The sequence below is a fragment of the Pantoea endophytica genome (assembly GCF_002858935.1).
Classification (GTDB): Bacteria; Pseudomonadota; Gammaproteobacteria; order Enterobacterales; family Enterobacteriaceae; genus Pantoea; species Pantoea leporis.
In genome coordinates this window covers 168,427-191,697 of sequence record NZ_PJRT01000018.1, presented here as the reverse complement: position 1 = coordinate 191,697, position 23,271 = coordinate 168,427, and the positions used below count along the sequence as shown (strand labels likewise).

19 protein-coding genes and 1 pseudogene are annotated in these 23,271 nt (G+C 56.8%); 13 read left to right on the top strand and 7 right to left on the bottom strand.

Annotation, left to right across the window (positions count from 1 at the left end):
• Positions 1 to 69: 69 nt before the first annotated feature.
• Positions 70 to 1,545 (top strand): ketol-acid reductoisomerase, encoded by a 1,476-nt coding sequence (ilvC, locus tag PZBJ_RS12815; protein WP_101762782.1) that lies wholly within the window; start codon positions 70 to 72, stop codon positions 1,543 to 1,545.
• 248 nt (positions 1,546 to 1,793) lie between these two features.
• Here ilvC and PZBJ_RS12810 read toward each other — a convergent pair whose 3' ends face one another.
• The 3 genes from PZBJ_RS12810 to PZBJ_RS12800 form a co-directional block, all read right to left on the bottom strand.
• Positions 1,794 to 3,128: an MFS transporter gene (locus tag PZBJ_RS12810; RefSeq protein WP_101762781.1), complete on the bottom strand. Its 1,335-nt coding sequence runs from the start codon at positions 3,126 to 3,128 to the stop codon at positions 1,794 to 1,796.
• A gap of 289 nt (positions 3,129 to 3,417) precedes the next feature.
• The gene (gene yhjD, locus PZBJ_RS12805) at positions 3,418 to 4,425 is read right to left on the bottom strand and encodes an inner membrane protein YhjD (RefSeq protein ID WP_101762780.1); all 1,008 of its coding nucleotides are present in this window, start codon (positions 4,423 to 4,425) and stop codon (positions 3,418 to 3,420) included.
• 45 nt (positions 4,426 to 4,470) lie between these two features.
• The gene (locus PZBJ_RS12800; protein WP_101762793.1) at positions 4,471 to 5,370 is read right to left on the bottom strand and encodes a LysR family transcriptional regulator; all 900 of its coding nucleotides are present in this window, start codon (positions 5,368 to 5,370) and stop codon (positions 4,471 to 4,473) included.
• A 115-nt stretch (positions 5,371 to 5,485) separates the two neighbouring features.
• Between PZBJ_RS12800 and PZBJ_RS12795 the strand changes: the two genes are divergently transcribed.
• Positions 5,486 to 6,244, top strand: a complete 759-nt coding sequence (locus tag PZBJ_RS12795) for an SDR family NAD(P)-dependent oxidoreductase (protein WP_101762779.1) — start codon at positions 5,486 to 5,488, stop codon at positions 6,242 to 6,244.
• 82 nt (positions 6,245 to 6,326) lie between these two features.
• Here the strand turns inward: PZBJ_RS12795 and PZBJ_RS12790 are convergent, their stop codons facing one another.
• Positions 6,327 to 7,175, bottom strand: coding sequence for a PhzF family phenazine biosynthesis protein (locus PZBJ_RS12790; RefSeq protein WP_101762778.1), 849 nt, complete (start codon positions 7,173 to 7,175; stop codon positions 6,327 to 6,329).
• Positions 7,176 to 7,288: 113 nt separating this feature from the next.
• On the opposite strand from PZBJ_RS12790, the gene PZBJ_RS12785 reads away from it, so the two are divergent.
• Entirely contained in the window at positions 7,289 to 7,912 is a 624-nt protein-coding gene (locus PZBJ_RS12785; RefSeq protein WP_101762777.1) for a glutathione S-transferase family protein, read from the top strand.
• Here PZBJ_RS12785 and PZBJ_RS12780 read toward each other — a convergent pair.
• Positions 7,909 to 9,369, bottom strand: a complete 1,461-nt coding sequence (locus PZBJ_RS12780; RefSeq protein ID WP_101762776.1) for an aminotransferase-like domain-containing protein — start codon at positions 9,367 to 9,369, stop codon at positions 7,909 to 7,911. The genes PZBJ_RS12785 and PZBJ_RS12780 overlap by 4 nt on opposite strands.
• Positions 9,370 to 9,505: 136 nt before the next feature.
• Here PZBJ_RS12780 and PZBJ_RS12775 point away from each other — a divergent pair, with 136 nt between their 5' ends.
• Entirely contained in the window at positions 9,506 to 10,093 is a 588-nt protein-coding gene (locus tag PZBJ_RS12775; RefSeq protein WP_101762775.1) for a LysE family translocator, read from the top strand.
• A 59-nt stretch (positions 10,094 to 10,152) separates the two neighbouring features.
• Here the strand turns inward: PZBJ_RS12775 and mqo are convergent, their stop codons facing one another.
• Both mqo and PZBJ_RS12765 read right to left on the bottom strand, forming a co-directional pair.
• Positions 10,153 to 11,763, bottom strand: a complete 1,611-nt coding sequence (gene mqo, locus PZBJ_RS12770; RefSeq protein ID WP_101762774.1) for a malate dehydrogenase (quinone) — start codon at positions 11,761 to 11,763, stop codon at positions 10,153 to 10,155.
• A gap of 535 nt (positions 11,764 to 12,298) precedes the next feature.
• Positions 12,299 to 12,538, bottom strand: a pseudogene (locus PZBJ_RS12765) (DUF1158 family protein).
• A 284-nt stretch (positions 12,539 to 12,822) separates the two neighbouring features.
• Here PZBJ_RS12765 and mntP point away from each other — a divergent pair.
• From mntP to PZBJ_RS12720, 9 genes are all read left to right on the top strand, one after another.
• Positions 12,823 to 13,395, top strand: a complete 573-nt coding sequence (gene mntP, locus PZBJ_RS12760; RefSeq protein ID WP_101762773.1) for a manganese efflux pump MntP — start codon at positions 12,823 to 12,825, stop codon at positions 13,393 to 13,395.
• A gap of 477 nt (positions 13,396 to 13,872) precedes the next feature.
• Positions 13,873 to 14,880, top strand: a complete 1,008-nt coding sequence (gene dgcN / locus PZBJ_RS12755; RefSeq protein WP_101762772.1) for an N-acetyltransferase DgcN — start codon at positions 13,873 to 13,875, stop codon at positions 14,878 to 14,880.
• Position 14,881: 1 nt separating this feature from the next.
• On the top strand, positions 14,882 to 15,847 hold the full coding sequence (gene dgcA, locus PZBJ_RS12750) for an N-acetyl-D-Glu racemase DgcA (RefSeq protein WP_101762771.1): 966 nt from the start codon (positions 14,882 to 14,884) through the stop codon (positions 15,845 to 15,847).
• Between the two features lie 18 nt (positions 15,848 to 15,865).
• On the top strand, positions 15,866 to 17,728 hold the full coding sequence (locus PZBJ_RS12745) for an ABC transporter ATP-binding protein (protein WP_101762770.1): 1,863 nt from the start codon (positions 15,866 to 15,868) through the stop codon (positions 17,726 to 17,728).
• A gap of 21 nt (positions 17,729 to 17,749) precedes the next feature.
• Positions 17,750 to 19,291: a glutathione ABC transporter substrate-binding protein gene (locus PZBJ_RS12740; protein WP_101762769.1), complete on the top strand. Its 1,542-nt coding sequence runs from the start codon at positions 17,750 to 17,752 to the stop codon at positions 19,289 to 19,291.
• 287 nt (positions 19,292 to 19,578) lie between these two features.
• Complete coding sequence (locus PZBJ_RS12735) at positions 19,579 to 20,508, top strand: ABC transporter permease (RefSeq protein WP_008106670.1); 930 nt, start codon at positions 19,579 to 19,581, stop codon at positions 20,506 to 20,508.
• Entirely contained in the window at positions 20,508 to 21,392 is an 885-nt protein-coding gene (locus PZBJ_RS12730) for an ABC transporter permease subunit (RefSeq protein WP_007891891.1), read from the top strand. The genes PZBJ_RS12735 and PZBJ_RS12730 overlap by 1 nt, the downstream gene beginning before the upstream one ends.
• A gap of 2 nt (positions 21,393 to 21,394) precedes the next feature.
• Entirely contained in the window at positions 21,395 to 22,435 is a 1,041-nt protein-coding gene (locus PZBJ_RS12725) for a DmpA family aminopeptidase (protein ID WP_101762768.1), read from the top strand.
• Positions 22,435 to 23,256, top strand: a complete 822-nt coding sequence (locus tag PZBJ_RS12720) for a M55 family metallopeptidase (RefSeq protein ID WP_101762767.1) — start codon at positions 22,435 to 22,437, stop codon at positions 23,254 to 23,256. The genes PZBJ_RS12725 and PZBJ_RS12720 overlap by 1 nt, the downstream gene beginning before the upstream one ends.
• Positions 23,257 to 23,271: the final 15 nt, after the last annotated feature.

The window sequence follows — 23,271 nt, the reverse complement described above, 5'->3', positions numbered from 1 at the left end:
GTCATTCGCGGCGTAAGAGATAACGTCGTTACTGAACAAAAACAAACACAACATCTAACCGGAGTACCCATGGCTAATTACTTCAACACATTGAATCTGCGCAACCAGTTAGCGCAGCTGGGCAAATGTCGTTTCATGTCACGCGACGAATTCGCAGATGGCGCTAGCTTCCTGAAAGGCAAGAAAGTGGTCATCGTTGGCTGTGGCGCTCAGGGTCTGAACCAGGGTCTGAACATGCGTGATTCTGGTCTGGACGTGGCGTATGCCCTGCGTGCTGAAGCGATTGCTGAGAAGCGTGCCTCTTTCCGCAAAGCGACCGACAACGGCTTCAAAGTCGGTACTTACGAAGAGCTGATCCCACAGGCCGATCTGGTGGTTAACCTGACGCCAGACAAGCAGCACTCGGCGGTCGTTCAGGCTGTTCAGCCGCTGATGAAAGATGGCGCTGCGCTGGGTTACTCACACGGTTTCAACATTGTTGAAGTGGGCGAAACCATCCGCAATGACATCACCGTAGTAATGGTGGCACCGAAGTGCCCAGGTACGGAAGTACGTGAAGAGTACAAGCGTGGTTTCGGTGTACCTACGCTGATTGCCGTTCACCCGGAAAACGATCCGAAAGGCGAAGGCATGGCGATTGCTAAAGCCTGGGCAGCAGCGACCGGCGGCGACCGTGCAGGCGTGCTGGAATCTTCCTTCGTTGCGGAAGTGAAATCTGACCTGATGGGCGAGCAGACCATCCTGTGCGGTATGCTGCAGGCCGGTTCTCTGCTGTGCTTCGACAAGCTGGTAGCTGAAGGTCACGACGCGGCTTACACCGAAAAACTGATTCAGTTCGGCTGGGAAACCATCACCGAATCACTGAAGTTTGGCGGCATCACGTTGATGATGGATCGCCTGTCTAATCCGGCAAAAATCCGCGCTTATGCTTTGTCTGAGCAGCTGAAAACCATCATGGCTCCGCTGTTCCAGAAGCACATGGATGACATCATCTCTGGCGAATTCTCTTCAGGCATGATGGCTGACTGGGCTAACGACGACAAAAACCTGCTGACCTGGCGTGAAGAGACCGGCGCAACGGCATTCGAAAACGCACCGCAGTTTGATGGTAAAATCGAAGAGCAGGAATATTACGACAAAGGCGTCGTGATGGTTGCGATGGTGAAAGCAGGCGTTGAGCTGGCATTCGAAACCATGGTTGACGCGGGCATCATCGAAGAGTCGGCTTACTATGAATCACTGCACGAGCTGCCGCTGATTGCTAACACCATCGCACGTAAGCGTCTGTATGAAATGAACGTGGTTATCTCGGATACCGCAGAATACGGTAACTACCTGTTCTCCTTTGCGGCAGTTCCACTGCTGAAAGAGTTCATGACCACGCTGCAGCCGGGCGATCTGGGCAAAGCAGTTGAAGGTACGCAGGTGGATAACGCGCAGCTGCGTGACGTCAACGAAGCCGTTCGTCAGCACCCAATCGAATCTGTAGGCCGCAAACTGCGTGGCTACATGACCGATATGAAACGTATCGCTGTCGCTGGCTAAGCCACGCGCGACACAGTTTTCAGCACAATAAAAAACCCCGGCTTGCCGGGGTTTTTTTTAATTAGTGCTCGCTGTTGCTCCAGGTATGTGCTCGGTGTCCCCCTCCTCGGTCCTCCCCCATGAATGGGGGAGGAAGATGCTGCCATATGTTAGTTCTGAAGCTGCATGTGGCAGCGTCTCCTTCCCCCGCTAGCGGGGGAAGGCCGGGATGGGGGACAGCAAGCACGTACAAAGTACAGTCAGCTCAATCACACCGCTTCATACAGCGTCTGATTTCGCGTCTCTTTACAGGCAATCAGCGCGATCAACGTCAACACCGCCATCGAAGCCAGATAGAAGCCCACCGCCTGCAAACCGTAATGGGCGTTCAGCCAGGTGGCGATATAAGGCGCTACCGAGGCACCAAGAATCGACGACAGGTTGTAAGAGAACGATGCGCCGGTATAACGCACTTCCGTTGGGAACAGCTCTGGCAGCAGCGCGCCCATCGGACCAAACGTCAGGCCCATAATGCTTAGACCAAGGATCAGGAAGCCCATTACCAGCACCTGAGAACCGGAACCCAGCAGCATTGGGAACATCAATGCAAAGGCGATAATCATCAACGTAATGGTGATCATGGTTTTACGACGACCAAAGCGATCGGCCAGCAGACCGGCAATCGGCACCATCACACCAAAACCAATCACCGCCACCATCAGCATCCACAGGAAGCTGTTACGCGAATAGCCAAGGCCAGCCGGTGCGGGTGCAGTGCCGTAACTCATCGAATACACGGTCATGATGTAGAACAGCGTGTAAGTGGCGAGCATGATGAAGGTGCCGAGAATGGTGGCGGTCAGATGCTTACTCAGCAGCGTGCCGATCGGCATTTTCACCTGTTTGTTCTCTTTCTGCACTTTGGCGAATACCGGGCTTTCATGCAGCGAAACGCGCACATACAGGCCAATTAACACCAGCACCGCAGAGAGAATAAACGGCACGCGCCAGCCCCAGTTCATGAACTGCTCGTCGGTCAGCAACCAAGAAAGCAGCAGGAACGTGCCGTTAGCGAAGAAGAAGCCAATCGGCGCGCCGAGCTGTGGGAACGAACCATAAAGCGCACGTTTCTTCGCCGGGGCATTTTCGGTCGCCAGCAGCGCCGCGCCGCCCCATTCGCCACCAAGGCCAAGACCCTGACCAAAACGCGCCAGCGCCAGCAGCAGCGGCGCTGCCACGCCAATGGTTTCATAACCTGGCAGTAAACCAATCAGCACCGTCGAGACGCCCATGGTCAGCAGCGATGCCACCAAGGTGGCTTTACGGCCAACGCGGTCGCCAAAGTGTCCAAACACGGCAGAACCGATAGGACGCGCCACGAAGGCGATCGCGAAGGTCGCCAGCGACTGCAACGTGGCCACGGTCGGATCGCCCTGCGGGAAGAAGATGTGCGGGAAAATAATCACCGCAGCGGTGGCATAGATATAGAAATCGAAGAACTCAATGGCGGTGCCGACAAGCGATGCCACAACCACTTTGCCACGTGAATTGACCGGCGTGTCGTCGTGTTTTTTGTCGAGTGTTTCTGTGATGGAGGCTTGCATAAGTGTTTCTTAATTGTAAATGTAGACAGAGAATCTTACGCACCTGGTTTGCGGCATTCAATGGCGAAAAACCGCGTCAGACCGGGCTTTTTCGGCGAATAAGTGGATAATTTCTGAGTTGCTGCGATCAGTGGCGGATGGGAACGGGAAGTGTCACTTTTTTGGCGGGAATCTCTGCAAAAGGGCCAAATTAAAGTGACCCTTTAGCGTTTCCTGCTGGTTTTTGCTGAAAAAGCAGCCAGCAGGAGACATTTTTAGCTAGTACGGCAATTGTAACAACCTCGTTGGCTTATTTAGCCTGATGCGGCTGCGGCATCTCTTTATCATCTTTGTATTTGGCGGTGGCGATCCACGCGGCGCAGAACAGCGTCAAACGCGCAAAGAAGTAGAAGAACGCCATTAAGCCGAGTACTGAACCAAAGGCCGCGCCCGACGGCGAGCTTGCCAGCTTCGGCAGCGTCAGCGTCATTACAAACTTGATCACCTCAAAGCCAATCGCCGCCAGCAGCGTGCCGCGGAACAGCGCTTTTTTACGCGGCTTGTGGCGCGGTAAAATCCAGAAGATCCACAGGAACAGCAGATAGTTAGCCAGGATAGAGATGGATAACGCAATCACCGTCATCGCTGGACGCAGCCACTCAATGTCTTCCAGCCCCAGCGCGTTAACGATCGCTGCCTGCGCCGCGCCGGCAATCGAGGTCAGCGACAGCGTAATCACCAGCGCAAACATCAAACCCAACAGCGAAATCAGATCGCGCGCGTACTTCTTCCAGAATTTCTCCTGATCGTCCGGCGTGCGTTCCCACACGTCGCGTGACTGCGCGCGCACCGCTTCACGCAGGTTGCCCATCCAGTTAATGCCGGAGTAGAGCGCCAGCAGCAAACCGGTTAATCCCACTGTGGCACGCTGCTGAATCGCGGTATTCACCGTATTTTTCAGCGTGGTGGCCAGCGTCGGATCGCTGATGCTGTTAACGATTTTGTTGATCAACTCGGTGAGCAAATCCTGATTCGACGCCAGCACAAAACCGACTGCCGCAAAGGAGACCATCAAAATCGGTATCAGAGAGAGAAAGGAGAAGTAAGTGATCGCCGCGCCAAACTGACTACCGAGGCGATCGTTAAAGCGTTCCAGCGCGCGCATAAAGTGCGCCACCGCCGGAATCGCCTGGAACCGGGCAGCGAAGCGCGACACATTCTGAATCGAGCCGTCCACGGTTTTATTGCCGGTTTTAATATCAATCAGCGGCTTGGCTTCTGCCTCGGCCGCGGTCTGTTTAGGGGTTTTGTCCGTCATAGACGATAGTCATCCTGTTCACTGCGAAAATACAATTATAGTCTGCTAAGTTACATATTCCTGCAGGACTTGGCTGAGCCATTCCATAAACACTCGCACGCGGCGCGCCACGTTGCGGCGATGCGGATAAAGCAGCGAGATGGGCATGGGTTTCGCCGGGAAATGATGCAGCACTTCCACCAGTTGCCCCGACTCCAGTAGCGGCTGTACGCCAATCGCCGGCACCTGAATAATGCCGAGCCCTGCCATACAGGCGGCGCGATAGGTTTCGGTGCTGTTTACCGTCACTACGCCGCCGGTTTGAACGTAATGACACTGTTTGCCATCAAAATATTCAAAGCCCAATGAAGGTTGTCCCAGTTGCTGGGTGTAATGCACCATCGCGTGTTGCGACAGATCTTCCAGCCGCACCGGCATGCCGAAGCGGGAAAGGTAGCCGGGGCTGGCGCAGTTGATCAAGGCGTGCGAGCCGATTTTCCGCGCAATCAGCCCGGAATCTTTCAGCTCGCCGACGCGCACCACGCAGTCAAATCCTTCGCGAATCACATCAACCTGACGATCGCTGCTGCTCAACTCAATTTCCAGACCGGGATAGTGCTGCAAAAACTCCGGCAATCGTGGCAGCACAAAGCCGGTCGCCATCGCCACCGACATGTCCACGCGCAATTTGCCGCTTAAGGTGCCGGGATCGTGCTGGAACAGGCTGTCCATGTCGTCGAGCATCGACAGTAAATCGAGGCAGCGATCGTAATAAACCAGGCCGTCCTGCGTCAGATGCACACGTCGCGTGGTGCGATGCAGCAGGCGCGTCCCCATTTGATTCTCCAGCGCCTGCAGCTGGCGGGATACGCTGCCTTTCGGTAAACCTAAGCTTTCTGCCGCACGGGTAAAACTGCCCATTTCTGCCACCCGCACAAAAACCTGCATAGCGTGAATTTTATCCATGTTGTTCACCGATTGTTGTTGTTAGTGAAACAGTGCTGCGTATTCCTCTGCGTTTATAGATCAATTTTTCACGAATATCCTTAACACGTGTTCAATTTTCCAACTGGAGCGAAACATGAGTCATAAAATTGCATTGATTACCGGCGGAAATCGCGGTTTAGGCAAGAATGGGGCGCTGAAACTGGCTGCCAAAGGCACTGATATCCTGTTTACCTATCGCGGGCACGCGGAAGAAGCGCAGGCGGTTGTGCAGGAGATTGAAGCGCTGGGCGCGCGTGCGGTGGCGTTGCAGCTGGATGTAGGCGACACCGGCACGTTTGACGGCTTCGTGGCGCAGGTGAAAGAAGCGTTGCAGAAAACCTGGCAGCGTGACAGCTTTGATTATTTAGTGAACAACGCTGGTCACGGTCACTACAAGCTGTTTGCAGAGACCAGCGAAGATGAGTTTGATGCGCTGGTGAATGTGCACTTCAAAGGGCCGTTCTTCCTGACGCAAAAACTGCTGCCGCTGATCGTTGATGGTGGACGCATCCTGAATATCTCCAGCGGTTTAACCCGTTTAACGCTGCCAGGTTCAGGCACGTACGCCTCAATTAAAGGCGCGATGGAAGTGTTAACGCGCTATCAGGCCAAAGAGTTAGGCGAGCGTCATATCCGCGTCAACATTCTGGCGCCAGGCGCGATTGAAACCGACTTCGGCGGCGGTCGCGTGCGTGATACCAAAGATCTCAACGATCATATCGCTTCAGTCACCGCGCTGGGCCGCGTCGGCTTGCCGGGTGATATCGGCGATGCCATCAGCGCGATTCTCAGCGATGAAACCGGCTGGATCACCGCACAGCGCATTGAAGCCTCAGGCGGCCAAGGTCTGTAAAAATATAAACTGATGCACATATTCGTAGCGGCGCAATTTATTGCGCAATAAATTGCGCCGCTACGGATGGTGCAGATTACAATTACAGCTCAATCGTCCCGTCAATCACCGTCACGGTTTGGCCACCAATCCAGATCGCTTTATCGCTAAAACTCACCTGAATGCGACCTTCCCGCTGAATCGCGCTGCCCTGACGCGCCCGATAATCCCGCGTTTGCTTGTTAGCCTCGAAATAGCGCGCCAGACAGGCGTTGGCGCTGCCGGTCACCGGATCCTCAGTCAAGCTGCCGTTCTCAACCAGCAATGCGCGCACTTCATACTGCTCGTTTTCGCCCGACGGTAACGCACCAAAAATTGCCGTACCGTTAACCTCAGCATGCTGATGTAAACGGTGTAAATCGGCTGCTGACGGCACCACATCCAGCACCGCTTGCGCGCTACTCATCGGAATCAGCAGCCAGCGAATACCCATATCAACGATGGTCGGCATTTGGCTGAGATCGAATGATTCACTGTTCAGCGCGCTGCTCATCAGCGCATCACTGAACGGCGTTAATGTGGCGGCAGGCGCGGCAAACGCCAGCGCTCCGTCATCGCTGATTTTCACCTCAACCAGACCAACGCCGCACTCCTGCACGATTTTTCCCGGCGTTTTCAGCGGCCAACCGGCTTCCAGCAGCGCATGCGCGGTACCTAACGTCGGATGCCCGGCAAAAGGCAGTTCACCTTCGACGGTAAAAATGCGCACGCGGTAATCCGCCGACGCATCCTGTGGCGGCAGCACAAAGGTGGTTTCCGACAGATTGGTCCAGCGCGCAATCGCCGTCAGCTGCGCGTCACTCAATCCCTGTGCATCCATGATCACCGCCAGCGGATTACCTTTAAACGCCGATGAGGTAAACACGTCCACCTGTTTAAATGCGACCTTCATTGTCACTCCTTCCTCGTTGAGGTTGTCTGAAATCGGGATTTACATCCTGCTGATTGCGAAAGGCCAGCAACAGGGCTATGAATAGATTAAGAATTCTGGAATCGGAGTCCGCAATGTTAAAAGTTCTTGGCCGTACTTCATCAATAAACGTGCGAAAAGTTCTGTGGCTGTGCGCAGAACTCGATATTGCGTACGAATTAGAACCCTGGGGCGATGATCCACAATCGCTGCACTCGAAAGAGTTTATGGCACTCAATCCCAACGCCATGGTCCCGGTAATAATCGAGGACGACTTCGTGCTGTGGGAATCCAACGCTATTCTGCGCTATCTCGCCAACAGCAATGGCGGCGAATGGCTCTATCCCGACAATCCCCGCGCGCGCGCGCCAGTTGATCAGTGGATGGATTGGCAAGCCACCGAACTTAACACGTCCTGGCGTTACGCATTTATGTCGCTGGTGCGCAACTCGCCGGCGCATCAGGATCCCCGCTTGCTGGCGGCGGCGGTGAAAGGCTGGACGCACACCATGAACATACTCAACCAGCATCTGGAGAAAACCGGGCGCTATGTCGCAGGCCGCAATTTCTCGCTGGCCGATATTCCGGTTGGGCTGGCGGTGAACCGCTGGTTTGAAACCCCGCTGGAACACCCTGACTTCCCGGCGGTGCAGACTTATTACGAACGCCTGACCGAACGCGAGCCTTACACCACCTGGGGCCGCAACGGCAAACCCTAATCCTGTCCCGGCGCGAGGCCTGTCATTTCACAGGCCAGCGCGCCGGTGCGCTGCAGCGCCCACGTATAACGTTCATCAAACGGGTAGCAGCAGGAGAGGCGCAACGCATGTTTGTAGCGATCGCTCAGGGAGTAGAGCGCGCCCGGCGTCACACAGATTTGCTCCTGCAGCAGACGATGAAACATCTCTACGGTATCAATGTTCCCCGGCAGTTCGACCCAAAAAACAAATCCGCCGCGCGGCAGGGTCGCGCGCGTGCCCTGCGGAAAGTGGCGTGCCAGAATCCCGCGCGCCGCATCCAGATTGGCGGCATAGCGCCGACGCAGCGTGCGCAGATGATGATCGTAGCCGCCGCTGGCAAGAAATTCGGCCAGGGTTTCACTTAACAAGCGTGATTCCGCCATCGACGACACCGCTTTGAGGTGAGCGATAGCGTCATGAAAACGCCCGGCAGCAGTCCAGCCGACGCGGAAATCAGGCGCCACGGTTTTGGTAAAGCTGGTGCAGTAAATCACCCAACCCTCGCTATCAAACGCCTTTACTGGCGGCGACAGCGGCCACTCAAACTGCAATTCGTCGTACAAACCATCTTCCAGCAGCGGAACGTGGTAAGTGTTCACTAACTTCGCCAGCCGCTTTTTATTCTCCAGCGGCATCACATATCCCAGCGGGTTCTGCGCGCCGGGCATGGCGATCACCGCCTGAACCCGCTTCTCCTGCAGCAGCATCTCCAGCGCATCCAGCGACAATCCCTGCTGCGGATCGGTAGGAATTTCCAGCGCTTTCAGCCCCAGCGACGCCAGCAGCGGGAACAGGAAGAAATAGGTCGGCGACTCCAAACCAATGCAATCGCCGGGTTTAGTCACCGCGCGCAGCGCCAGCTGGAGTGCTTCCATGCAGCCGTGCGTCAGTGTGATCGCCTGCGGCGGCAAGTTGATGCCGTTGTGCAGGGCACGACGCGCAATCTCCTCCCGTAAGCGCTCACTACCGGGTGGAAGCGCATAGCGTCCGATAATGTCGGGATTCTGGCGCAAAATCGACGCAGTAATTCGCCCGATCCGCGCCGCCGGATAGAAGGTGCCATCCTGCGGACAGGCTAATGAGATATTGGTGTAATCGGGATTATTTTGCGCCGCGAACACTTGCTCAATCAGCTCCAGCTTCTGCGCGCTGGGATCGTTGATTTTTGCCGGTAGCGGTTTTACTGAACGCGTCACGGCGGGCAGCACGCCACGCACGTAATAACCCGACTGCGGCCGCGATTCAATCAGGCCGCGATCTTCGAGGATTTGCCATGCATTGAGCACGGTATTGATACTCACCTGATGCGATTGTGCCACGCGGCGTATCGCCGGCAGCCGTTTACCCGGCTTCAGCGTGCCCTGATGTATCGACTCGGCAAAGCTATCGACCAACTGCTGATACAGCGTTTGACCGGATGAGAGTGGAAGGGACACAAAAGCCTCCGCGCGCAATGGGTACAATTAATTTTTAAAACAACTGTACCCATTACAATAGTGGTTTTGTGTCTCTGTTTCCATTGCAACATACGCATTAGCATGAAGGCATCATTGATTCTTCAGGAAGCGCATCATGCTCGATCCCTCATTCTTCAGCTACGTCACCGTGATGTCGATCACGCCGGGTCCAAATAACCTGCTGCTGGCAACGTCGGGTGTTAATTTTGGCTTTAAACGCACGCTGCCGATGCTGTTTGGCATCCTGCTAGGCTGCGCAATACAGATGCTGCTGGCGAGCGTGGCGCTGGATGCGCTGCTGCACTGGATGGGCGCGATTCGCCTGCCGCTGACGGTAGTCGGCTGTAGCTATCTGCTGTGGCTTTCGTGGAAGATTTTCCGCGCTGGCGCGCCGCAACTGCGTGAACGCCCGCGTCCCATGACGCTAATTGGCGGCATCTGTTTCCAGGCGGTGAATCCCAAAGCCTGGCTGATGGTCACCAACGTGGCGCTGATGTACGCCAACAGTAACGGCGTGCTGACGGTGCTGTTGGGATTCGCCGCACTGAATCTGCCGTGCATTTTGATTTGGGCAGCGCTGGGCGATCGCCTTCGCAGCCATCTGCAGGTCGCGTGGAAACGTCAGGCGTTTAACAGTTTGATGGCGCTGTCGCTGGTGGCGACAACTGCGTGGATGTTGTACGACGCGGTGCTGCTGAGCTAGCCATAAAAAAGAGGCCGCTTTCGCGGCCTCTCATCTTGCCAACATCCGATACTACCTTGTTACTTACCCACCACGTGCGCGGTTTCGCGCGCTTCATCGTTGGCGGCATCGGGTGTAATCACCGGCTCGTAGTCGAGTTGCAGCACGCGACTGGTATCGGCCAGCACTTTCTCGGTCAGTGCGACGTCGCCGTTCAGCTTGCGGCCCCACGATGGGATCACCATGCGGATTTTGGTCTGCCACTCCGGTGAACGCATCTGTTCCGGGAAGGCTTTCGCCATCAGCTCAAGCATAATCGGTGCGGCGGTGGAGGCGCCCGGCGAGGCACCCAGCAGGGCGGAAATGGTGCCATCTTCCGAAGTCACCACTTCAGTACCAAGACGCAGCACGCCACCTTCAACGGCATCGTTCTTGATGATTTGCACGCGCTGGCCGGCAGTGACTAAACGCCAATCTTCATGCTTCGCCTGCGGCACGTAAGCGCGCAACGCTTCCATACGATCGCTGTCGCTTTGCAACACCTGATCAACCAGATATTTCACCAGTTCGAAGCTCTTCAGGCCAACCTGCACCATCGGCTTGAGGTTGCTGGTGTTCATCGCGCCGAACATATCCAGCAGCGAACCCTCTTTGAGGAATTTGGTTGAGAAGGTAGCAAACGGCCCAAACAGCAGCACCTGTTTGCCATCCAGCACGCGGGTATCGACGTGCGGCACCGACATCGGCGGTGCGCCGACGCTGGCTTTGCCATACACCTTCGCCATATGCTGTTTCACCACGTCAGGATTTTCCGTCACGAGGAATGAACCGCCCACCGGGAAACCGGCGTAGCCTTTCACTTCCGGAATGCCGGATTTCTGCAGCAGCGGCAACGCCGCACCGCCGGCACCGATAAACAGCTGGCGCGTGGTCAGCACACGATTTTCACCGCTGGCCAGATTATGCAGCGTGACCTGCCAGCGACCGTCGCTCAGGCGTTTGATATCACGCACTTCCTGGCGCAGACGCAGGCGGAAATTGGCTTTCTTCTCTAAAGAGGCAATCAGCTGGCGCGTTACTTCACCGAAGTTCACGTCGGTACCCATTTCGGTCCAGGTCGCCGCCACTTTCTGTTTGCTGTCGCGGCCGTTCATCACCAGCGGAATCCACTCCGTGATTTGATCGCGATCTTCAGAGTAATTCATGCCGCGGAACAGCGTGCTTTTCTGCAGCGCATTGAAACGCTTGCGCAGGAATTCAACGTTATCGTCGCCCCAGACGAAACTCATGTGCGGCGTACTGTGGATAAAGCTTTTGGGATTGCGCAGGTTGCCTTTCTGCACGTGATACGCCCAGAATTGACGCGAAATCTGGAACGATTCGTTAATCGCGACCGCTTTGGCGATGTCGATGCTGCCATCCGCCTTCTGCGGCGTATAGTTGAGCTCCGCCAGCGCGGCGTGACCGGTTCCGGCGTTATTCCAGCCATTAGAGGATTCAACGGCCACATCATCAAGACGTTCAACCATCTCAACTGACCAGTCAGGCTCGAGATCTTGCAGCCATGCGCCCAAAGTCGCACTCATCACGCCTGCGCCAATCAGCAGTACGTCGACGTCTTTTCGTTCCTGAAGGTTTGCACTTTCCATTGAAGCGGCGGCGAGCGCCAGATTTACCGCAGTAGTACTCATGAGGCGACATCTCCTCTCTCTGTTGACCTGAAGCTCAACAGGTTCGCAGGCGAAATAGCCGCGCTTCTTTCGAGCGCGTGGCGCTATCTCTCAAAGGTTAAGACTCAGGTATAAGTCACGGGGACGATAACGGTTAACTGCACGTTATGCATATGCATTCGAATATAACATTCTCGTATCGGAATTAAACGTTTGTTTATTTTTTAAAGGCGGAAATGATTCAGCATAAGAATTAATCAGCTCAACCTCGCGGTCATAAGGGATTTTTATCTCTTAATCAGACGGTTAGAGTAATGCAGTTGTTACGCTATTGTGAGGGGTTTTGACGGGGGTGAAAACGGCGGGTGATATGCATCACATTTTAATGTGTTGAAAAATATATGTTTTAACTAAATTGATTATTTATGCGGATTTTATGTTGCGCGATATTTCGCCATGTCGTGTAAAAGTAATGTTACATTTTTGTGGTGATGAATTGAGGTATGGCCGCGTAAAGCTGCCAGAAGAAAAATGCATCACCTTGCCGGAAAAATGATCAGCGCGATCGGCGGCGCCACAGGAAGCGAATGACGAAAAACTCGATCGCGCCCAGCAGCAAAAACCACAAACTAAAGACGATGGTATACAGCTAATTAACATCCATCAGATGCAGGGTTTCCTGCAATTGTTTTGCCAGCTCAATACCAAATGAAGGCGCGGGCAGCAGCAGGGCGGAAAGAAAGCCTAGCAGCAGAATGCCGCCTGGGATGATCAGCGTTTCGAATGGGTTATTCATGGTCATTGTCCAAATCAGTTAGCGCGGGCATTAGCGCATAAAACCGCGCTACGGTGCAATCCCCGCGCCGGATCGCGCTCAGAAATTTCTTCTATTCCATTCACTTAGCGTCAAAAATAGCGGAAGTTAAGAGTTATAGCCTTTGCTATACTTAAATCCCTGATTTTACTATCTTTTTTTTGACGTTTTTGCGTGTTAGACTGCGCGCACTTTTTCATTACTGAACAATAAATGCGGACAAGTAGCGGCTTTAACGCCGGTTCCGCGGCATTGATTAAAAACCCATGACATTTATCGCAACCCTGATTTTGGCCTTTGGCATGTCGATGGACGCTTTCGCCGCAGCACTGGGCAAAGGCGCGTCGCTGCATCGCCCAGGTTTCAAAGAGGCGCTGCGAACCGGCCTGATTTTCGGCGTTATCGAAATGTTGACGCCGCTGATTGGCTGGGCAATTGGCCTCGCGGCCAGCCGCTACATCATGGCGTGGGATCATTGGGTGGCATTCGTGCTGTTAACCGTGCTGGGCGGCCGTATGATGATGGAAGGTTTTCGTCAAACCGCTGACGAGCCGTGCGAAGCGCCGCAGCGTCATGGTTTTATGGTGCTGGCGTTAACCGCCGTCGCCACCAGTCTTGATGCGCTGGCCGTCGGTGTTGGCCTGGCGTTCCTGCAGGTGAATATAATCATGACCGCCGTCACCATCGGCGCGGCGACCACTATCATGGCAACCACCGGCGTATTGGTTGGACGCTTTATCGGCCCGGTGATGGGCAAATGGGCGGAAGTGTTGGGCGGAGTAGTGCTGATCAGCATTGGCTGCACCATTTTAAGCGAGCATTTAGGCTGGTTTAACTAACCACGTAGTCGTTGTGCCATTTATGGCGACCTCTTTTCACACCCGCACCAACCCCCAATTCTGTGATCTACTTCAAAAATAATTGCGGTAAAAACGCTCAGCGGCTATACTTTTTGCGTATTTCTTCAACAATTTTTGAACCAGGTGCTTTATGAAACGCTTTTTCCGCTACGTGTTCCGTTCTTATGTCGAGACTTTCAAACACGTACCGCCGGGTGCTTTAAACTAAGCATTCCGTCAAATACCCTCGATAATCGCGGTCAGGGATCGACCTGTGGTTATCAACGATTTTCTTATCTATCCAGCCGCTAATCTCCCCATTTTTCCCCTAACTCGCTGATAAAACTCCTCAGCCATTAGATTTCGATCTGGCTATAGCCGCACGTTATACCCCGCTACTAAACAAGCATTCGTCACCCCATCTTCTGCGTGAAATAGTCAATTCAGGCCCTATAACCGTCTGAAACGAGAAACATCATGCTGATCCCACAACCTTATTTACTCTTCCTCGGCGATGTAACCGATCCACTGGCCGCTAAAACCGCACGCGGCATTCACGTCTGGCGTCCAGAGCAGTGCGTTGGCGAAATCAAACTGCCGGGCTGCACCGTCACGCTTGGCCTCGACGTCCTCGACATCGCCGCTGCCAAAGCGCGCGGTGCCAAAACGCTGGTGCTCGGCACCGCCAATGCTGGCGGTTACTTGCCCACGCATTGGCTCGACACGGTCAAAAGCGCCATCTCTGCCGGGATGAACGTGGCCAGCGGTTTGCACCATCGTCTGGTGGATGAGCCGGAGCTGGTGGCGTTGGCCAAAGAGTTCGGCGTTGAACTGTTCGACCTGCGCCACATGCGCCCAAAACTGGAGGTCGGCAGCGGTAAAAAGCGCACAGGTAAGCGTGTACTTACTGTCGGCACCGATTGCTCGGTAGGCAAGATGTACACCTCGCTGGCGCTGGAAGCCGCGATGCGTGAACGCGGCATGCAAGCCGATTTCCGCGCCACCGGCCAGACCGGTATTTTGGTCGCGGGCGAAGGTATCGCGATTGATGCAGTGATTGCCGACTTCATCGCCGGCGCGGTCGAAGCGCTGTCGCCAGCCAATGACGCCGATCACTGGGATATCGTTGAAGGTCAGGGTTCGCTGTTCCATCCTTCCTACGCTGGCGTCAGCATGGGCCTGATCCACGGTGCGCAGCCGCACTGGCTGGTGATGTGCCATGAAATGGGGCGTCCGCATATGCGTCATCTGCCGCATCAGCCAATGGTCAGCCTGAAAGATTGCGTTGAAGCCAACCTGCGCGCAGCGCACGTCACCAGCGACGCGGTTCAGCTGGCCGGTTTCGCCATCAACACCTCGAACTACAGCGAAGACGAAGCGCGCGCCTATTGTGCAGAGATCAGCGCCGAATTCGGCGTGCCTGCCACCGATCCGGTGCGTTTTGGCATTGCGGATATCGCCGCGCTGCTGCAGGAGCGTGGCTAACATGCGGCGCATGCAGATTGAAGTGCTGGAGCTGCCGCTGGCGCGTCCGTTCGCCATCTCACGCGGTACGCGCACCGCAGTCACGGTGATTCGCGTAACGCTGGAGCAGAACGGCTTTATTGGCCGCGGCGAATGTACGCCAACGCCGCGCTACGATGAAACGCCAGAAAGCGTCAACGCCGAACTGGAAGCGCTGCGCGCTGCCATGGAAGCGGGGCTGAGCCGCCTCGATCTGCAAAGCCGTTTATCAGCGGGTTCAGCGCGTAATGCGCTGGACTGTGCGCTGTGGCGTCTCGATGCCGCGCTGGCGAAGCACACGCTGTGGCAACAGTGCGAGCGTCGTCAGCCGCCATCGGTGATCACCGCCGAAACTCTCAGCCTCGACTCCATCGAAAACATGGCCGCCGCTGCTGCCGATGCGGTATCACGCGGCGCCATCCTGCTGAAAATCAAACTTAATCGCGACGACATTCTGGAGAAAGTCGCCGCGATTCGTCAGGCCGCGCCGCGCGCCACCTTAATCATTGATGCCAATGAAGCCTGGTCGGGCGTGGATTTGCCCAGCCTGTTCAACGCGCTGGCGAGTTTTAACATCGCGATGGTCGAGCAGCCGCTGCCGGCGGGTCAGGATCAGGCGTTGCAGCGCTTCACGCACCCGATTCCGGTGTGTGCCGACGAGAACTGCCACATCCGCGAGGACATCGCGCCGCTGCGCAATCGCTACGAGATGATCAACATTAAGCTGGATAAGTGCGGCGGTTTGACCGAAGCGCTGGCGATGGTGGAGGAGGCGCAGAAGCACGATATGCGGTTGATGGTCGGCTGCATGCTCGGTTCTTCACTGGCGATGGAAGCGGCGCTGCCGGTGGCGATTGCCGCTGAACATGTCGATCTTGATGGCCCCATTTGGCTGGCCGCCGATAGCTCGCCCTTCCTTTCTTACGCTCAAGGCCAAATCTGGCTGTAACCCGCATGCGGAGCAACGATGACGGACACTTTACTCACATCCAACGCCGCCAGCGTTGCCGGTTCAGAACCGGTGCTCGCTATTCAGGATCTCAGCGTCATTTTTCGCGGCCGCAGCGGCGAAAATCAGGCGTTGAAGGGCATCAGTTTTAACATTCATCAGGGCGAAATTGTCGCCGTGGTGGGCGAAAGTGGCTCGGGTAAATCGGTCACCTCGCTGGCGGTGATGGGCTTGCTAGCCGCATCCGGGCGTATCGATCGCGGCAGCATGCAGTTCCGCGATCGTCAGGGCAACGCGCATCAGCTTGCCACGCTGAATGAAACCCAGCGCCGTGCTTTGCGTGGCCGCGAAATGGCGATGATATTTCAGGAGCCGATGACCTCGCTCAATCCGGTGCTGCGCGTCGGCGATCAGCTGACTGAAGCGCTACGTGACCATCAGATTTGCGACAAAAGTCAGGCCGACGCGCGCGCACGTGAATTACTGCGCCAGGTGCGCATCGCCGATGTGGACCGCGTAATGAAAAGCTATCCGCATTCGCTGTCGGGCGGCATGCGCCAGCGCGTGATGATTGCGCAGGCGCTGGCCTGCGATCCGCAACTGCTGATCGCCGATGAGCCGACCACCGCGCTGGATGTCACGGTGCAGGCGCGCATTCTGCATATCCTGCGCGACCTGCAACGCGAGAAGCAGATGGCGGTGCTGTTCATTACTCACGACATGGGCGTGGTGGCAGAAATCGCCGATCGCGTGGTGGTAATGCTGCGCGGCGAAGTGGTTGAACAGGGCACGGTAACTGAAATCTTCAACGCGCCGCAGCATCCTTACACTAAAGCGTTACTGGCGGCGGTGCCGAAACTTGGCGATATGCGTGAGCACGTATGGCCGCAGCGTTTTCCGCTGTTGGGCAGCAATGCTAGCGATAACAGCGAGCAGCGCACCGCGCGCTATGACGAAACGCCGCTGCTGGATGTGCGTGGCCTGAAAGTGTACTACCCGATTCGCAGCGGGATTTTCTCGGCGCTCACCCATCAGGTGCACGCGGTGGAGCAGATCGACTTCAGCCTGTGGCCGGGCGAAACCCTGGCGATTGTCGGCGAAAGCGGCTGCGGTAAATCCACCACCGGCCGCGCGCTGATGCGGCTGATTAACAGCGACGCCGACAGCATCCATTTCCAGGGCAATGAAATCGCCAACCTGAAAGAAGCGCAGTTCCAGCCGCTGCGCCGTGAAATCCAGATGGTGTTTCAGGATCCTTACGCCTCGCTCAATCCACGTCTCACTGTCGGCTTCACCATTGCCGAACCGCTGCTGCTGCACGGCAGGGTGAAATCGCTGGAAGAAGCGTCGCCGCAGGTTGATGCGTTGCTGAACAGCGTGGGCTTATTGCCGGAACATGCGCGGCGCTATCCGCACGAATTTTCCGGCGGCCAGCGCCAGCGTATTGCGATTGCGCGCGCCATGGCGTTGAAACCCAAAGTGATCATCGCCGACGAAGCCGTCTCGGCGCTGGACGTCTCAATTCAGGCGCAGGTGGTGAACCTGATGATGGATCTGCAACAGCAAACCGGCGTGGCGTGGATTTTTATCTCGCACGACATGGCGGTGGTGGAACGTATCGCTAACCGCGTGGCGGTGATGTATCTCGGCCAGATTGTTGAGCTGGGCCCGCGCCAATCGGTGTTCAACCAGCCACAACATCCTTATACCCAACGTCTGCTGGCCTCGGTGCCGGTGGCCGATCCCCAGAACCGGCAACCCCGCACTTTCGAAGAGGGCGAAATTCCTTCGCCGCTGCGCAAGGTGGGAGAAACGGTCATTAAACCGCGTTATCGCCAGGTTGCCCCGCAACACTGGGTCGCTGATTTTGTTTCGCGCTAACCCTCAATACCAGGAGATTTCATGAACCCGATTTTTCGCCGTACTGCGCTTGCGCTGGGATTGACCCTCTCGCTGGCCGCCGCCGCTCAGGCGCAGGATTTGCGCATTTCGATGTATGCCGACATCACCGGCCTCGATCCGCACGATACCTCCGATAACGTCAGCTACTCGGTGCAGAGCGGCATCTTCGAGCGTCTGTTCCAGTTCGATGCAAAGATGAAGCTGCAGCCGTGGCTCGCCACCAGCTACACCAGCAACGATAGCGCCACCGAATTTACCCTGACGCTGCGTAAAGACGTGACCTTCCAGGACGGCACGCCGTTCGATGCTGAAGCGGTGAAAGCCAACCTCGATCGCCTTGCCGACCAGAGCAAAGGCCTCAAGCGCAACAGCCTTTACAAGATGATTGCTAAGGTAACGGTGCTGGCGCCGGATCAGGTGAAAATCGATCTGAACCAATCGTTTGGTGCCTTCATTAACACGCTGGCGCATCCGTCGGCGGTGATGTGGAGCCCGGCGATTCTCAAGCAGTATCCGGAAGAAGCGCAGCTCCGTCTGCATCCGGTCGGCACCGGCCCGTTCAAGTTTGTAACGTGGCAGCCGGGCAAAGCGGTGACGCTGGCGAAATACGACGGCTACTGGCAAAAAGGCTGGCCGAAAGTGGATAACGTGATCTTCTCGCCCAGCCCGGAAGATGCCACGCGCGTTGCGGCGCTGAAGTCGGGCCAGGTGGATGCGATCTGGCCGCTGCCATCCGATCTGATCGCCACCGTGCAGAGCGACAGCAAACTGGCGGTGCAGCGCGATCCAAGCATTTATCTCTATTACATGGCGATTAACACTCAGCACAAACCGCTGAATGATGTGCGCGTGCGGCAGGCGATCAACTACGCCATTGACCGCGATCTGTGGCTGAAAGTGGCGTTTGCCGGCATGGGTAAACCGGCCAGTTCGGCGATTCCGGAAGGCGTGCAGTTCTACCAGAAGCAGAGCGCGCCTAACTATCGCTATGCGCCAGATGAAGCCAAAGCGCTGCTGAAGGCCGCCGGTTATCCGAATGGCCTCGATCTTAAACTGTGGGTCACCAACGCCACCGCCAGCGTGCGTGCCGCGCAGGTGTTGAAAGCGCAGCTGGCAACGGTGGGCATTCGCGCCACGGTCACGCCGATGGATTCCGGCACGCGCAACGCCAAACTGTGGGGCGTGAAGGACCCGAAACAGGCGGAATTTGATCTCTACTACGGCGGCTGGTCGACCTCAACCGGTGATGCCGATTGGGCCTTGCGTCCACTCTACGCCACTGAATCCTGGGTGCCGACCTCGTATAACGTTTCGTACTTCAGCAACGCCGAAGCCGACAAAGCGATTGCCGGTGGCTTAGCCACCGCCGATCCGGCCAAGCGTGGTGAAGCCTACGCCGAAGCGCAGAAAGTGTTGTGGAAAGAGGCACCGGTAGCGTTCCTCGGCACGCCAGACAACCTGGTCGGCAAACGCAGCACGCTGAGCGGTGTGTCGATGCTGCCGGATGGTAACTTCCTGTTTAATCAGGCGACGTTTAAGTAAAGGTTGGGTGGGGTTGGGTGCTCGCTGTCCCCCTACGAATGTGCTTGCTGCACCCTACGAATGCGCTTGCTGCACCCCACGAATGTGCTCGCTGTCCCCCTCCTCGGTCCTCCCCCATAAATGGGGGAGGAAGATGCTGCCACATGCAGCTTCATCACTGGCATGTGGCAGCATCTCCTTCCCCCGCAAGCGGGGGAAGGCCGGGATGGGGGACAGCCAGCACGATCTGAAGACAGCCAGCACCATCTGGGGCCAACCAGCACCATCCCAAATAATAAAGGAACCGCATGTTCGCATACATCATTCGCCGACTGCTGGAGATGATCCCCGTATTGCTGGTGGTCTCGCTGCTGGTCTTCGGCTTCATCAAACTGCTGCCTGGCGATCCGGCGCGTATCTACGCCGGGCCGGATGCGCCTTTGGCCGCGGTGGAAGCAGCGCGTCAGCATCTCGGACTTAACGATCCGCTGCCGCAGCAATATATCAACTGGATCGGCGGCCTGCTGCGTGGCGATCTGGGCGTCACTTATCGCACCCAACAGCCGGTGCTGGACGTGATCAAACAGGGCTTTATGCCGACGCTGTGGCTGGCGCTGGCCGGGTTTGCCTGGTCGGTGATTCTGGGGTTATTCCTCGGCGTATTTGCCGCACTGAAACGCGGTAAATGGCAGGACTGGACCTTAATGAGCGTCGCCGTCGGCGGCATCTCCATGCCCACTTTCTGGCTCGGTCTGCTGCTGATCCAGTTCGTCGCCATGCCGTTTGGCCTGTTCTCCGTCAGCGGCTTCAACCAGCCCAGCGACATCGTATTACCCGCGATCACGCTCGGTTCCTCGGTGGCAGCGGTGATGGCGCGCTTCACCCGTTCGGCGTTTCTTGAAGTGGCGCAGGAAGATTACGTGCGTACCGCCAAAGCCAAAGGGCTGCGCAATCGGCTGGTAACGTGGAAACACGTGATGCGCAATGCGTTGATCCCGGTGATCACCATGCTCGGTTTGCAATTCGGTTTCTTACTCGGCGGATCGATCGTGGTCGAAAGCGTGTTCAACTGGCCGGGGTTGGGCTGGCTGTTGATCGAGTCGATCAAGGCGCAGGATCAGCCGGTGATCCAGGCATTAGTCATGCTGTTCGTGTTTGAATTTATCGTCATTAACCTGCTGGTCGATCTGCTGTATGCCGTGGTCAACCCAGCAATTCGCCTGCGACAGGAGCCCTGATGAGTCTGCAATCTCTGCCTGCCCACGCGCAGGAGGCGATCCGTTCGCCGTGGCGTGATTTCCTGCACGCGCTGGTGCGTAATCCGCTGGCGCTGGTCTCCGGTGGCTTTGTGCTGCTGCTGGTGCTGGTGGCTATTTTCGCACCCTGGCTGGCACCGTGGGATCCGATGGCGCCGGACTGGATGGCGCTGTCATCGCCGCCGTCCAGCACGCACTGGATGGGTACCGACGAACTCGGTCGCGATCTGTTTAGCCGCATCATCTTTGGCGCACGCATCTCACTGTACGTTGGCGTGCTGTCGGTAACGCTCGGCATGGTGGTGGGCGTGCTGCTGGGTTTGCTGGCGGGCTATTACGGACGCTGGATCGATATGTTGATTATGCGTGGCTCCGACGTGCTGTTCGCCTTTCCCGGCATGCTGCTGGCGATTGCGGTGGTAGCGATTCTCGGTCCGGGACTCAACAACGTGATCATTGCGGTAGCCATCTTCAGCGTGCCGGTATTTGCCCGTATCGTGCGTGCTTCTACGCTGTCGCTGAAACAGGCAGCTTATGTTGAAGCGGTGCGCTGCGCCGGTGCGCCGGATCGCGTGATTCTGCTGCGCCATATTCTGCCGGGCACGCTGTCAAACGTGATTGTCTATTTCACGATGCGTATCGGCACCAGTATTCTGACTGCTGCCGGGCTGAGTTTTATCGGCCTCGGCCCGGAACCCGATGTGCCGGAGTGGGGCAATATTCTGGCGATGAGCCGCAGCATGATGATGGCGGGCTTGTGGCACGTCAGCGTGTTTCCGGGTCTGGCGATATTTATTACCGTGCTGGCGTTTAACCTGCTGGGTGATGCGCTGCGCGACACGCTCGATCCCAAACTGAAGAGCTAAGCATGGACTTTCAACAACTGCAGCGCGACCTGCTGCTGCAACGCTGGCGCAACGAGCGTCAGCTGGGACAACCGCGCAGCGCCAGCGGGCCAACCAATCGCATCAGCGATGTGCCCGGCGTGCGTGTCGGTCACTACACGCTAGCCGACGGCGAGCGACAAACCGGCGTTACCGCGATTGTGCCGCCGGGCGACAATCTGTTTATCCAGCCGCTGCCTTGTGCGGCGGCGGTGTTTAACGGTTTCGCCAAGCCGGTTGGCCTGGTGCAGGTTGAAGAGTTAGGCGTGCTGCAAACGCCGATTCTGCTGAGCAACACGCTGGCGATTGGCACGCTGTTTACCACGCTGGTGCGCGATGCCATCAGCCGTAACCCTGAGTTGGGCCGCAGCTTGCCCACGGTCAATCCGCTGGCGCTGGAGTGCAACGACGGCTGGCTTAACGATATTCAGGCGCTGGCGATCACCGAAGCGATGGCGCAGCAAGCACTCTATGACGCCACGGCAGATTTCGATCGCGGCAGCGTCGGTGCCGGGCGCGGCATGAGCTGTTTCAGTTTGAAAGGCGGCATTGGCACGGCATCGCGCAGTATTCCGTCGCTCAACGCCACGCTGGGCGTGCTGGTGCTGGCGAACTTTGGCGCGTTAACCGCGCTGACGCTGGATGGCGTACGCCTGGGTGAGATGATCGCGCCGCTGCTGCCGGAACTGACGCCGCAGCGCGATGCCGGTTCCATCATCATTATTATGGCGACCGATGCGCCGCTCGATGCACGTCAGCTGAAGCGCGTCGCCAAACGCGCCGGTGCCGGTTTGGGACGACTGGGCAGTTATTGGGGCCACGGTTCGGGCGATATCGCGCTGGCGCTTTCCACCCAGCCGCAGCCGCAACCGCCAGAAGAGTCCACGCTGGAACCGCTGCTCGCCGCCGCCGCCGATGCCACCGAACACGCGGTGCTGGATGCCTTACTCAGCGCCGAATCTGTCACCGGTTTTCGTGGCCATCATCGGCCGTCGTTAACGGAAGTATTGGATAAATTAATTTGATGAAAATCTTTATCTCAGCCGATATCGAAGGCATCGCCGGCGTGATGCGGCCGGAACAGTGTTCACCCGGCCACGCCGAATACCAACTGGCGCGTGGACTGATGGAACAGGAAGTTAACGCCGCAATCGATGGCGCCTTTACTGGCGGCGCAACGGAAGTGGTGGTGGCCGACAGCCACGCGCAGATGACCAACCTGCGTGCGGAAAATATCGATCCCCGCGCGCGCATGGTGCAGGGCAAACCGCGCGGCTTATCGATGGTAGAAGGCATTGAGCAGCAGCCGTTTGATGGCCTGTTCTTTATCGGCTATCACAGCGCGGCGGGTGAACCGGGTGTGCTGGCGCACACCATTAACGGCCGTGCGTTCTGGCGCATTCACATCAACGGCAAGGTGATGGGCGAAAGCGACATTTACGCTGCAGCCGCGGCTGAACAGAGCACGCCGCTGTGGCTGGTGAGCGGCGACGACCAGCTTAAAGGCTGGATTGCCGAGCATTATCCTTCGGTGGATTACGTCTGTGTGAAACGCGCCATCTCGCACACCTGCGCCGAATCCATTAGCCCGCAGGCAGCGCAAAATGCCATTCGCGCTGCAGCGACGGCCGCCGTGCAACGCAAACGCCAGGTCAGCACCACGCGGCTGAGCGCGCCCTATGAGATGCAGCTGCAAGCCAGCAAACCGGTGCTGGCGGATCTGTTCAGCCTGATCCCCGGCGTGACGCGCATTGACGCGGTCACCGTTGGCTATCGCGCCGATGACATGAACACGTTGATTAGCCTGCTGAGCGCCTTCTCTTATCTGGCGACCACGCAGTCGTAATGTAAAATGTGCGAT